This is a genomic window from Dietzia sp. CQ4 (genome assembly GCF_014145125.1).
Classification (GTDB): Bacteria; Actinomycetota; Actinomycetes; order Mycobacteriales; family Mycobacteriaceae; genus Dietzia; species Dietzia natronolimnaea.
On record NZ_JAALDZ010000262.1, the window covers coordinates 1 to 11,407 of the forward strand.

General features: G+C 69.1%; 14 protein-coding genes. 12 read left to right on the forward strand and 2 right to left on the reverse strand.

The annotated features are described in order from the left end of the window. From G6031_RS14175 to G6031_RS14185, 3 genes are all read left to right on the forward strand, one after another. The coding region (locus G6031_RS14175; RefSeq protein ID WP_182653598.1) for an HNH endonuclease signature motif containing protein at nucleotides 1-679 on the forward strand (679 nt) is incomplete at its 5' end. A 139-nt stretch (nucleotides 680-818) separates the two neighbouring features. Next, a complete protein-coding gene (arsB, locus tag G6031_RS14180; RefSeq protein ID WP_241731091.1) occupies nucleotides 819-1,913 on the forward strand; it encodes an ACR3 family arsenite efflux transporter in 1,095 nt (364 codons plus the stop codon). Beyond that, on the forward strand, nucleotides 1,910-2,365 hold the full coding sequence (locus tag G6031_RS14185) for a low molecular weight phosphatase family protein (RefSeq protein WP_182610111.1): 456 nt from the start codon (nucleotides 1,910-1,912) through the stop codon (nucleotides 2,363-2,365). Before arsB ends, G6031_RS14185 begins: the two co-directional genes overlap by 4 nt. Before the next feature lie 21 nt (nucleotides 2,366-2,386). On the opposite strand, the gene G6031_RS14190 is transcribed toward G6031_RS14185, so the two are convergent. Then, nucleotides 2,387-2,812, reverse strand: coding sequence for a pyridoxamine 5'-phosphate oxidase family protein (locus G6031_RS14190; RefSeq protein ID WP_179523623.1), 426 nt, complete (start codon nucleotides 2,810-2,812; stop codon nucleotides 2,387-2,389). Nucleotides 2,813-2,991: 179 nt separating this feature from the next. On the opposite strand from G6031_RS14190, the gene ectA reads away from it, so the two are divergent. The 4 genes from ectA to G6031_RS14210 all read left to right on the forward strand — a co-directional run bounded on the left by ectA (nucleotide 2,992) and on the right by G6031_RS14210 (nucleotide 6,305). Then, on the forward strand, nucleotides 2,992-3,504 hold the full coding sequence (gene ectA / locus G6031_RS14195; protein ID WP_179523622.1) for a diaminobutyrate acetyltransferase: 513 nt from the start codon (nucleotides 2,992-2,994) through the stop codon (nucleotides 3,502-3,504). A gap of 67 nt (nucleotides 3,505-3,571) precedes the next feature. Further along, a complete protein-coding gene (ectB, locus tag G6031_RS14200; protein ID WP_179523621.1) occupies nucleotides 3,572-4,867 on the forward strand; it encodes a diaminobutyrate--2-oxoglutarate transaminase in 1,296 nt (431 codons plus the stop codon). Nucleotides 4,868-4,907: 40 nt separating this feature from the next. Next, nucleotides 4,908-5,330, forward strand: coding sequence for an ectoine synthase (locus G6031_RS14205; RefSeq protein WP_179523620.1), 423 nt, complete (start codon nucleotides 4,908-4,910; stop codon nucleotides 5,328-5,330). Between the two features lie 147 nt (nucleotides 5,331-5,477). Then, the gene (locus tag G6031_RS14210) at nucleotides 5,478-6,305 is read left to right on the forward strand and encodes a PIG-L family deacetylase (protein ID WP_182639330.1); all 828 of its coding nucleotides are present in this window, start codon (nucleotides 5,478-5,480) and stop codon (nucleotides 6,303-6,305) included. A gap of 67 nt (nucleotides 6,306-6,372) precedes the next feature. Here G6031_RS14210 and G6031_RS14215 read toward each other — a convergent pair whose 3' ends face one another. Further along, nucleotides 6,373-7,407, reverse strand: a complete 1,035-nt coding sequence (locus tag G6031_RS14215) for a DUF2332 domain-containing protein (protein WP_182653599.1) — start codon at nucleotides 7,405-7,407, stop codon at nucleotides 6,373-6,375. Nucleotides 7,408-7,527: 120 nt separating this feature from the next. Here G6031_RS14215 and G6031_RS14220 point away from each other — a divergent pair, with 120 nt between their 5' ends. From G6031_RS14220 to G6031_RS14240, 5 genes are all read left to right on the forward strand, one after another. Then, nucleotides 7,528-8,598 carry a glutathione S-transferase C-terminal domain-containing protein gene (locus G6031_RS14220; protein ID WP_182639326.1) on the forward strand — a complete coding sequence of 357 codons (1,071 nt, stop codon included), beginning with the start codon at nucleotides 7,528-7,530 and terminating at the stop codon, nucleotides 8,596-8,598. Between the two features lie 30 nt (nucleotides 8,599-8,628). Then, the gene (locus tag G6031_RS14225) at nucleotides 8,629-9,195 is read left to right on the forward strand and encodes a GtrA family protein (protein ID WP_347237828.1); all 567 of its coding nucleotides are present in this window, start codon (nucleotides 8,629-8,631) and stop codon (nucleotides 9,193-9,195) included. Between the two features lie 12 nt (nucleotides 9,196-9,207). Beyond that, nucleotides 9,208-9,969 (forward strand): TRIC cation channel family protein, encoded by a 762-nt coding sequence (locus G6031_RS14230; RefSeq protein WP_182639325.1) that lies wholly within the window; start codon nucleotides 9,208-9,210, stop codon nucleotides 9,967-9,969. Between the two features lie 11 nt (nucleotides 9,970-9,980). Next, on the forward strand, nucleotides 9,981-10,676 hold the full coding sequence (locus tag G6031_RS14235) for a hypothetical protein (protein ID WP_182639324.1): 696 nt from the start codon (nucleotides 9,981-9,983) through the stop codon (nucleotides 10,674-10,676). 97 nt (nucleotides 10,677-10,773) lie between these two features. Next, on the forward strand, nucleotides 10,774-11,403 hold the full coding sequence (locus tag G6031_RS14240) for a DNA-3-methyladenine glycosylase I (RefSeq protein ID WP_182639323.1): 630 nt from the start codon (nucleotides 10,774-10,776) through the stop codon (nucleotides 11,401-11,403). Nucleotides 11,404-11,407 lie beyond the last annotated feature (4 nt).

The window sequence follows — 11,407 nt, forward strand, 5'->3', positions numbered from 1 at the left end:
CGCCGCCAGCGACGGGGCCAGCCTCGAACACGTCGACCCCGCCATCGGCGCCGCCGACGACGCCCGCCGTGCCCTGACCTACCGGCCCGGCGCCGCCCTGGCCCGCCGCATCCGCCTTCGCGACGGCACCTGCCGGCACCCGGGATGCACCGTCTCGGCGGACAACTGCGATATCGATCACTGTCGGCCCTTCGACCACGCCGACCCGCAGCGGGGCGGACACACCACCGAGTGCAACCTGATGTGCTTGTGTCGGCGCCATCACCGATTCAAGACCTTCTCCGGGTGGATCTACGACCTGGCGCCAGACGGCACGCTCGTCGTCGTCACTCCGGACGGCTCCACCATGCTCACCAGGCCCTCCGGCCCTTTGGCCGCGTACAGGCGCGAACAGGCCCGAGCCGAACAGGACGCCTGGGACGTCCAGCAGGCCCGCAACCCCGAGCCGGACACCGCGGACGGCGACCTGCTGTCCGAGCCCACCTACTGGGCCCGCCGTGCCGCCCGCCACCGCGCAGAACGCGCCCGGGCCGACCGCTCCGGCCCCGATCGCGCGAATCCTGATGGCACCAGGCCTCCCATCGGTCGCTGGTGGGATCGCAACAAACCGGTGGTCGGCCGTGCCGAGGAGCAGGTTCACCAGCTCCTCGACGAGATCCTCCACCCGCCACCGTTCTGAGCTCGCACAACCCGGTGGCGTGCGTCATACATTGACCGACATCGATGGATTGCCTAGGGTTGGGCGCATGAGCACCCAGGTATCGGCGACCGCCGGCCCCCCTTCCCCCGCCGATCCCGACGCCCCGGTCGCCGCGCGGATGTCCTTCCTCGACCGTTACCTGGCCGTGTGGATCCTCGCGGCCATGGCTCTCGGGCTCCTGCTCGGGCGTCTGGTGCCCGGTATCGCCGAGGCGCTGGAGGCGGTCGAGGTCGGAGGAGTCTCGGTCCCCATCGCGGTCGGTCTGCTGGTGATGATGTACCCCGTCCTGGCCAAGGTCCGCTACGACGAGACGCGTCGCGTCACCGGGGACCGCAGGCTTCTCCTGCTGTCCCTCGCACTGAACTGGCTGGTCGGTCCCGCGCTGATGTTCACGCTGGCCTGGCTGATGCTGCCGGACCTCCCCGAGTACCGTACCGGCCTGATCGTGGTCGGCCTGGCCCGCTGCATCGCGATGGTGTTCATCTGGAACGACCTCGCATGCGGCGACCGGGAGGCTGCGGCGGTGCTCGTCGCGATCAACTCGGTGTTCCAGGTGATCGCGTTCGCGGGCCTGGGATGGTTCTACCTCCAGGTCCTCCCGGGCTGGCTGGGGCTGGAGACCACCACCGCCGGGTTCTCGGTATGGGCGATCGCGCTGAGTGTCCTCGTGTTCCTCGGTATCCCGCTGCTGGCCGGGTTCCTCACCCGGCACTTCGGCGAGAAGGCCAAGGGGCGGCAGTGGTACGAGGAGTCCTTCCTGCCCAAGATCGGTCCGTGGGCGCTGTACGGCCTGCTGTTCACCATCGTCGTGCTCTTCGCGTTCCAGGGCGACACCATCATCGGACGGCCTCTCGACGTGGCGCGGATCGCGCTGCCCCTGCTGGCCTACTTCATCCTCATGTTCGGCGGGAGCCTGCTCGCCGCCCGTGCTTCAGGCCTGAACTACGCCAAGTCCACCGCGGTCGCCTTCACCGCCGCGGGCAACAACTTCGAACTCGCGATCGCCGTGAGCATCGGCACCTGGGGAGTGGCGTCCGGCCAGGCGTTGGCAGGGGTGGTCGGGCCGCTCATCGAGGTGCCCGTGCTCATCGCGCTCGTGTACGTGAGCCTGTGGGCGGGCAAGCGTCTGTTCAAGGGTGACCCGACGGTCCCGAACGCGATCCACCAGGACATGTCGGCCTCCGGCCGCTCGCCTGAGCATGGTGCTCGATGACGCACCACGCTCCGGCGCGCCCCACGGTCCTGTTCGTGTGCAAGTCCAATCGTGGCAAGTCCCAGATGGCGGAGGCGCTGCTGCGTCACGCGGCGGGGGACGCGGTGGAGGTCCACTCGGCCGGTACGCGACCCGCGCTGGGGCAGTCCCCCAACGCAGAGGCCGTGGTCGCGCTCGCCGAGCTCGGCGCCGACATGTCGGGCGGCACCGCGGCGGCGGTGGATCACGACATCATGCGCCGCGCGGACCGCGTCGTCGTACTCGGGACGGCCGCACGGCTCGAGCCCGTCGACGGGATGCGCTCGGCCATCGACGTCTGGGAGACCGATGAACCGAGCGAGCGGGGAATCGAGGGTGCGGAGCGGATGGCACTGATCCGCGACGACATCGACGCCCGCGTGAGACGGCTGTGGGCCGAGCTGTCCGAACAGGGGACAGGTCACGCCGACTGACCGCCCCCCCGGACCTCACGGTTAACCGGTGTAGCGTTCCGGCTCCTCGCCGAAGGTGAAGCCGCGGCCCGAGATCTGCTCCGGTGTGATCTCCACGAAGTTGTACTTGAGCGTGGGGATCCACGGCTTGAGGTCGAGTTCCTCGGCGCGGTTGATCTCAGCGAAGCTGTCGAGCCGTCGCGCTTCGCCCCGGACGACCACCGACCACGCCTCCTCGTCCTGGATGTGGTCGACCTGGAAGACCACGTCGGGGTGAACGGTGAGGCCGGCGAGCTTGCTGCCCTCCGCCGTGCGGAAGAAGATCCTGCCCTCCGTCGACAGCGCGTAGTTGACGGGGAAGATGTCGGCCCGCCCGCCCGAGACGGTGATCAGACGGCCGAGCGACTCGGTCGCCAGCAACTCGAGTGAGCGGCCCTCGTCGAATTCGGTGATCGGGTTGTGGTCCATGAAAATATTCTCCCAGGCTCCGGCCCGGTAAGGAAGACCATCGCGACCACGGACGGGGCCGCACCGGGTGACAGACGTCACTGCACGGCGGTCACCTGCGGACTCGCCCGGCAATCGGGTAACGATCCGGCGAAGGTAGATGCGGCAACCGGTCCACGTCATTACGGTGGTGAGTACCTATGAACCCAGGAGAACGAGAAGCACCCCGTAACCCTGATTCGTCCGACGCGGTTTTCCGCCCGCCCACGGCGGCAGATGGAAATCGCATGTGGGAGATCGCCCGCGACAGCGGAGTACTCGACCTGAACTCCTCCTATGCCTACGTGTTGTGGGGAGCGGAATTCTCCGAGAGTTCGGTGGTCGTCGAGGTCGAGGGCCGCGTGGTCGGCTTCGTCACCGGATTCCTGCGCCCCTCGGAGCCGGACACGATCTTCGTCTGGCAGGTGGGCGTCGACGCGGACCAGCGCGGTAAGGGTCTGGCCGCACGGTTGCTCCACAACCTCATGGACCGGCTCGCCGAGCGCGGCGTGGTCCGCCTGCGCACCACCATCAGCCCGGACAACGAGGCGTCCCAGCGCACTTTCGGCGCCGTCGCGCGCGATCGGGGCATGACGTTGTCCAGCGAGGACTACCTCGGCGCCGAACTGCTCGGCGACGGGCACGAACCCGAAGATCTCTACACGATTTCCTAACAGGGCGCCCGGACGCATCCGTCCGCCGCCGCCGCCCGACACCATTGTTGATGGAGTGATCACCACCATGACCGAAGCCACGCACGACGCCAATCTGGACACCTCGATCTTCTCCGACCGCGAATCCGAGGTCCGCAGCTATTCCCGCAACTGGCCGGTGGTGTTCGACACCGCGAAGGGTGCGAAGCTCACGACCGTCGACGGGGACGACTACCTGGACTTCTTCGGTGGCGCCGGCGCGCTGAACTACGGCCACAACGACGACGACATGAAGAGCGCGCTGCTCGAGTACATCCAGCGCGACGGCGTCACCCACTCGCTCGACAAGTACACCGTCGCCAAGCGCGCCTTCCTCGAGACCTTCACCTCGACGATCCTCGAGCCACGGGGGTTGGACTACAAGGTGATGTTCCCCGGGCCGACCGGGACGAACGCCGTCGAGTCGGCGCTCAAGCTGGCCCGCAAGGTCACCGGCCGCGAGGCCATCATCAACTTCACCAACTCGTTCCACGGCATGACCCTCGGGTCGCTGTCCGTCACGGGTAACTCCATGAAGCGCGCCGGTGCCGGGATCCCGTTGGTCCACGCCACGCCGATGCCGTACGACAACTACTTCGGCGGCGTGACCGAGGACTTCCAGTGGATGGAGCGCGTGCTGGTCGACTCCGGTTCGGGCATGAACCGCCCGGCGGCCGTGATCGTCGAGTGCGTCCAGGGCGAGGGCGGTATCAACGCGGCACGCGCCGAGTGGCTGAAGGCCCTCGACGAGCTGTGCAAGCGACACGAGATCCTGCTCATCGTCGACGACGTCCAGATGGGCTGCGGCCGCACCGGCGAGTTCTTCTCGTTCGAGTTCGCCGGCATCAAGCCGGACATCGTCACCCTGTCCAAGTCGATCGGCGGCTACGGCCTGCCGCTGGCGATCACCCTGTTCAACCGCGAGCTCGACGAGTGGACCCCGGGCGAGCACAACGGGACGTTCCGCGGCAACAACATGGCGTTCGTCACCGCCGAGGTGGCGCTGCGGAAGTACTGGTCGGACGACAAGCTGCAGAACCGCACGCTCGAGAACGGCCGGATCCTCCGCGAGCGCTTCTCCCCGCTGGTCTACAAGTACGAGGGCAAGCTCGAGCTCCGCGGCCGCGGCATGGCCTTCGGTATCGCCTTCCTGGAGAAGCCGGAGCTGGCCGCAGAGGTCATGGCCCGCTGCTTCGACAACAAGATGCTGGTCGAGACCGCCGGCCCGAGCGACGAGGTCGTCAAGTTCCTCGCCCCGCTCATCCTGACCGACGAGGAGCGCGACCGCGGAATCGAGATCTGCTACGAGGCCGTCGACCACGTCCTCGCCCAGCAGTACCTCTGAGCCCGCCCGGACCACCACACCTTCCCCGAGGAGGCACCACATGATCGTTCGCACCACCGCAGAGATCACCGACACCGACCGCCACATCAAGGGCAACAACGGCAACTGGGAGTCCAAGCGCATCGTCCTGGCCGACGACCGGGTGGGGTTCTCGTTCCACGAGACCACCATCGCCGCCGGAACGACCAACGACTTCCACTACGCCAACCACATCGAGGCCGTCTGGTTGACCCGGGGCAAGGGCACGTTGCGGGACCTCACGAACGACAAGGAGTACCCGCTCGAGGCGGGTTCGATGTACCTGCTCGACGGTCACGAGAAGCATCAGGTCATCGTGGAGGAGGAGATGCAGATGCTCTGCGTCTTCAACCCCCCGGTCGTCGGCGACGAGAACCACGACGAGAACGGCATCTACCCGCTCCTGCGCCTGCAGGACGACGGATCGGTCGTGCGCGAGAAGTAGGCCCCACACGCACCACCCGCGCCCTCCCCGGCCGGACCCGCTCCACCCGGAGCGGTGTCGACCGGGGAGTCGTGCGTGGGGGGTCGCGCGTCGGTTTCGGTCCGTTCCGGTCGCACACCCGGCCGGGCGGGAGGGCACACTGGTCGGGTGTCCACGATCGTGTTCCTCCACGCCCACCCCGACGACGAGACCTCGCAGACCGCCGGGATGATGGCCCTCGCCTCGCGCGGTGGTCACCGCGTCGTCACGGTCTTCGCCACCGACGGCGACCACGGCCAGCGACCCGACCACCTCGGGCCCGACGGCGACCTGGTCGACCACCGGCGCGGTGAGGCCCGGGCCGCGGCAGCGGTACTGGGTGTCGCCCGGATCGACTGGCTGGGGTACCGGGACTCGGGGATGACCGGTTGGGCCCAGAACGACGATCCGCTGAGCCTGCACGGCGCCGACACCGACGAGGCGGCCGGGCGACTCGCCCGGATCCTCGACAGAGAGGATGCCGACGTCCTGGTGGGGTACGACCACCACGGGAACTACGGGCACCCGGATCACCTGGCCGTCCACCGCATCGCCCGCCGCGCGGTGGAGTCGGCGGCCCGTCGCCCGCGGTTGTTGGAGGCCACGACCAATCAGGACGCCCAGCTCGAGATGCTCGACAGCCCCGAGGCGGCGGAGTTCCTGGCGGCGTTCGCGTCCGGCGGCATGGACGTGGAGGAACTGCGCCGGATGATCCTCACCGGGGACGACGGGCTGCCGGTCGGGGTCCCGCAGTCGGAGATCGCGTGGGCGATCGACCTGCCCGCGGACGTCGTGGAGCTCAAGCGTCGCGCCATGGAGTGCCACGCCAGCCAGACCAGCGACATCGGCATGATGCTGGCCCTGCCGGAGAACGTCTACGCGGCGACGTTCGGGACCGAGTACCTCATCGAGCCGGGGTCCGACCAGTCGATGCGCCGCGGGTGGCCGTTCGACTGAATCGGCCGATCCGACCAGTCCCGATCCGACCCGCCCCGATCCGACCAGCCCCGCCCCGATCCGGCCTTCAGGGCATGTCGAGCGCGCGGACCCAGTCGCCGTGGCCGTGCGCCGTGGCCAGGGGTCGCCCGTTGACGGCGACGACGAAGATGCCCTTGTGGCGCCGGATCGGTTCCGGGACCTGCTCGGCGACGTCGGGCAGGAGGGTCACCCCCTCCACGGAGATCCACACCGCGCCCGCGTCCCGGCAGAGATCGGTGACCCGGCGGACGAACTCGGCGCGGGCCTGGGGCTCGAGGTACCCGAGCACCGCGGTGTGGAACACCACCGGCGTGGACCCCGCGGGGCACGCGGCCACGGAGTCCTCCAGCTTCTCCACCAGGTCCCCCGTGATGATCCGAGGCGGGTCGGCGGCGGCGATGTCGAGCGCGGCGTCCAGGCGGGGCACGCGCTCGGACTGCTGTCCGGGCCAGATCAGGCTGCGCAGCCAGGCACGCGAGTCCGCGTGGGCGGGGTCGATAGGGGCCAGGTCGACCCCGCCACGGTGGACGACGTCGGGCAGGGACCGCGGGCGGGGGACGCCGTCGCGCAGGGCGCAGTCGAGGACCGGTGTGCCGGCGGCCGGGGCGGCCGTATCCGATCCCGCCGGTCGCAGCTCGTGGGTGGAGCCGCCGTCGAGCGCGTACCGGTAGGCGTACCGGTCCGGGTAGAGGCACAGGCCGGCGGAGGCTCCCATCTCCACGAGCGAGAGCGGGCCCGGGAGCAGGGAGAGGAACGGCAGGAGGACCGCGCACCGCTTGGCCTCGTTGGTCTGCGTGGAGTGGGTGAGGGCGATCCGTTCGATCTGCGTCCAGTGGTCGTGGACGAACTCCCGGAACACCGGGTAGTCCTCGGTCTCGGGCGCGCCGGCGTGCCGGGCGGAGGCGAAGACCAGTGCGGGCTGTCGCTTGATCCGGGGCAGGCTCCCGATGAGCTCGCACGTCGCGGGGTCCTCGGCGATCCCCCGGGCCCACGCCAGGTAGACCGGGGTGCGGCCGCGGACCTCGAACTCGGCGAACTCGGCGTAGCGGGTGGGAACGTCGTCGACGTGCGCGGAGTCCATGCGGCCAGCGTGGCACACCGGGCGCCCCGGATCACCCGGATGTGCTGGCGCGGGGGCCGCCGACCCGCTATATTGGTGATGCATCAACCACTGGCCGCGACGACGACCGTAGGAGACCCCATGGCAGACGACACCGAGTTCATCGCAGCCAAGAACGCCTCGGAGGACGGTGAGTTCGTCCGCGACGCCACCTACATCAACGATCGGGTCGTGGCGGATCTCCCGCCGGGATCGGATCCGGTCGGGGAGAAGATCGGCGAGATGCGGTGGCCCGTCGAGGCCGGCCGATACCGCCTGATGGCGGCCCGGGCCTGCCCCTGGGCCAGCCGCTCGATCATCGTCCGCCGCCTGATGGGCCTGGAGGGCGCCATCTCCATGGGACTGGCCGGACCGACCCACGACGTCAACTCCTGGGTCTTCGACCTCGACCCCGACGGCAAGGACCCGGTCACGGGGATGCACCGGCTCCAGGAGGCGTACTTCAACCGGATCCCCGACTACCCGCGCGGCATCACGGTCCCGGCCCTCGTCGACCTGCCCACCGGGTCGGTGGTGACCAACGCCTACCAGAAGCTCAACTTCGATCTGCTCACGGAATGGTCGGCGTTCCACCGCGACGGCGCCCCGGACCTGTACCCCGACGAGCACCGCGACGAGATCGACGAGTTGGACTCGTGGATCTACCCGACCGTCAACAACGGCGTGTACCGCAGCGGGTTCGCGGCCGAGCAGGGCGCGTACGAGCAGGCCTACGACGAGCTCTGGGCCTCGCTGGACAGGCTCGAGGAGCGGTTGACCACCCGTCGGTACCTCGCCGGTGACACGATCACCGTCGCCGACATCCGGCTGTTCACCACCCTGGTGCGGTTCGACGCGGTCTACCACGGACACTTCAAGGCCAACCGCAACAAGATCACCGAGATGCCGGCCCTGTGGGGCTACCTGCGCGACCTGTTCCAGACGCCCGGCTTCGGGGACACCTGCGACTTCCCTCAGATCAAGGAGCACTATTACCACGTCCACCGCGACGTGAACCCGAACGGGATCGTGCCCAAGGGGCCGGACCTGGCGGGCCTCCTCTCCCGGCATCACCGCGAGGAGCTGGGCGGCCGCCCGTTCGGTGCCGGCACCGCCCCGGGGCCGATCGACGACCCGTCCGAACGGGTCCCGGAGGGGCACGGAGCGGGCTAGTCGGGGCCTGTGGGCCTAGACTGGCTCGCTGTGAACCCGGCCCCGTCCGAACTAGGTCGTTATCGACGTAGCGCCCGACAGTTCCTCATGTTCGGGATCGTGGGCGGGTCCGGGATGGTCGTCAACATGATCGTCACGGTCCTGATGAACAGGGCCAACGGCGGGACCCAGAACGCCCAGGACATCCTGTTCCCGTTCTCGGGGACGGAGTACAACTTCCGCTTCACGACCCTGGTGTGGATCGTGGCGTTCCTGGTGGCCAATGTCTACAACTTCATGCTCAACCGGCACTGGACCTTCGGTAAGGGACACAAGGCGCCGGTCATGCAGGAGTTCTGGCCGTTCCTGCTGGTGGGATCGGTGGCCGCGGCCGCGGGGATCTTCATCAAGCTGGCCTTCACCAACCCCACCTCGCCGCTCTACCTGCCCGAACCGTGGTTCCACGAGGACGCGGGGATCCACTCCCGGGAGTACTGGAGCCAGCTGTTCACGATCCTCATCACGATGCCGATCAACTTCGTCGTCAACAAGCTCTGGACGTTCCGCTCCGTCCGTCGCCGTCACCACGCCCGCTCCACCGCGGACGCTGTGGTCTAGGGGGGGACGGTCGTGGAGTCCTCGACGCTGCTGCTGTGGATCGACCTCGTGGGGGTGTTCTTCTTCGCCCTGTCCGGCAACCTCCTGGCCGCGCGGAAGAACATCGACATCACCGGCGGTCTGGTCCTGGGCCTGTTGGCCGGTCTCGGCGGCGGCATCCTGCGCGATGTGATGCTGGGTGTCACCCCGCTCGCGTTCGCGCAGCCGGTCCTGCTGGTGCCGCCGTTCGTCGCGGCCGCGGTGGTGTACCTGCTGGGCGCGCACCTGCACCGCGTCCGGACGCTGATCATCGTCTTCGACGCGGCCGGCCTCGGCCTGTTCTGTACCTTCGGCACCGCGCGGGCGCTGGACCACGGCATGCCGGTCGCCTCGGCGCTCCTGCTCGGCGTCATCACCGCGGTCGGCGGCGGACTCATGCGCGATGTGGTGGCCAACGAGATCCCCGCCGTGTTCAACGGTTCCGACCTGTACGTCATCCCCGCCGCCACCGGCGCGGCGCTCACGGCCCTGGCCGTCTCGACGGGCACGTGGGGCCCGGTCGCCGCGGCGGTGTTGTCCGCGTTCGCGTTCGCGTTCCGGATGGTGGCGTGGCGTCTGCAGTGGCGCGTCCCGGCGCCGATGCGCGGGTGGAGTGTGCGGGGGATCGACACCCGCCTGCGGCGCGACCGGTCGGTGTTCGGCCGTCCCGGCCGGATGAAGGGCGACGACGACGAGTCCCGCCGTGACCGCGACGTCGACGACTACCGGGATCGCCCACCGAGCCCTCGCCGGTAGTGTGTGCCGTCGTGCAGTATTACCTCAGCCTGCTGGGATTCGCGGCAGTCGACTCGGTCAACCTCCTGGCCTTCGCCGTGATCGCCGGGCTCTGGCTCACGGCCGCCGGCCGCGGGGGAGGCTTCGCCTCACGCGCCGCCCGTTTCACCGGAGGAGCGTTCTGCGGCATCGTCCTGCTCTCGCTGGTGTCGGTGTGGGTGATCGGCAACAACCAGGAGTTCGTGCGCAGCCTGTTCTACAACCTCTGGGCGATGGTGGTCCTGGGCGTGGTCGGCCTGGTGATCACCGTGTTGGGACTGCGCAGACCCGCGGAGGCCAAGGAGGACAGCGTCGAGGCCCCGCTGACCCAGACCGTGCTCCAGAGGTTCGGCATCATGGTCACCGGCATCTCACTGGGTGTCATCCAGTCGGCGACCTCGGCGCCGTTCGCGGCGGGCATGGTCCTCATCTCGTTCGCCGAGACGCCGTGGTGGTCCAAGCTGCTGCAGATCCTGTTCTTCGCGGTCATCGCGATCCTGCCGAGTACTGGCCTGATCATCGCGTTGTCGAGGGTCGACTCGTCCGGTGTCGCCGCGGCGACCCGCAGGATCGACAGGTTCCTGGTCTACGGCCGCGTCGCCGGCCGGTTGCTCACGCTCGTCGTGGGTGTGGCACTCGTGCTCCTGGCGGCGGTGCGCATCGTGCAGCTCAGCGGGTGGCTGTCCTAGCCGGATCGTGTCGGACCCAGCCGGATCGTGTCGGAGCCGGATCCTAGGGTGGCGGCGATCACCGGGGAGGGTGGTCCACGAACCTGCAGGGGGAGACATGGCGGAAGACCAGACGGATCAGACCGGCGGCGCGGTGCTGTGCGAGGACGGTCTGATGCGGCCGCCCTGGGCGGCGCGTGATCCCCTGTTGCGGGAGTACTACGACACCGAATGGGGGATGCCGGTCCACGACGAGGCCGGCCTCTACGAGCGGCTCGTCCTGGAGGGTTTCCAGTCCGGCCTGAGCTGGCTGACGATCCTGCGCAAGCGACCGGCGTTCCGCGAGGCGTTCGCCGGGTTCTCGCCCGACGCGGTCGCGGACTTCGGGGAGCCCGACGTCACCCGGCTCATGGCGGACGCCCGGATCGTGCGCAATCGGCGCAAGATCGACGCGGCCATCGGCAACGCGCGCGCGGTGATCGCGCTCCGGGCGCAGGGCGGACTCGGGGAGTTGATCTGGTCCTACCGGCCGGAGCGCACCCCGGAGCCCCGGACCATGAGCGAGGTGCCCAGCCGGTCCCCGGAGTCGGAGGCGCTCGCCCGGGACCTCAAGCGACGGGGTTTCGGCTTCGTGGGCCCGGTGACGGTGTTCGCCCTGATGGAGGCCATCGGGGTGGTCGACACGCACCTGGTGGAGTCGCATCGGCGCGGCACCTCCGGCATCTGGTCACGCGAGGGCACGCCCTGACCGC

Coding starts and splice junctions, on each gene's coding strand:
- arsB (WP_241731091.1), top strand. CDS start 819: ATGTCCTTCCTCGACCGTTACCTGGCCGTGTGGATCCTCGCGGCCATG.
- G6031_RS14185 (WP_182610111.1), top strand. CDS start 1,910: ATGACGCACCACGCTCCGGCGCGCCCCACGGTCCTGTTCGTGTGCAAG.
- G6031_RS14190 (WP_179523623.1), bottom strand. CDS start 2,812: ATGGACCACAACCCGATCACCGAATTCGACGAGGGCCGCTCACTCGAG.
- ectA (WP_179523622.1), top strand. CDS start 2,992: ATGAACCCAGGAGAACGAGAAGCACCCCGTAACCCTGATTCGTCCGAC.
- ectB (WP_179523621.1), top strand. CDS start 3,572: ATGACCGAAGCCACGCACGACGCCAATCTGGACACCTCGATCTTCTCC.
- G6031_RS14205 (WP_179523620.1), top strand. CDS start 4,908: ATGATCGTTCGCACCACCGCAGAGATCACCGACACCGACCGCCACATC.
- G6031_RS14215 (WP_182653599.1), bottom strand. CDS start 7,407: ATGGACTCCGCGCACGTCGACGACGTTCCCACCCGCTACGCCGAGTTC.
- G6031_RS14220 (WP_182639326.1), top strand. CDS start 7,528: ATGGCAGACGACACCGAGTTCATCGCAGCCAAGAACGCCTCGGAGGAC.
- G6031_RS14240 (WP_182639323.1), top strand. CDS start 10,774: ATGGCGGAAGACCAGACGGATCAGACCGGCGGCGCGGTGCTGTGCGAG.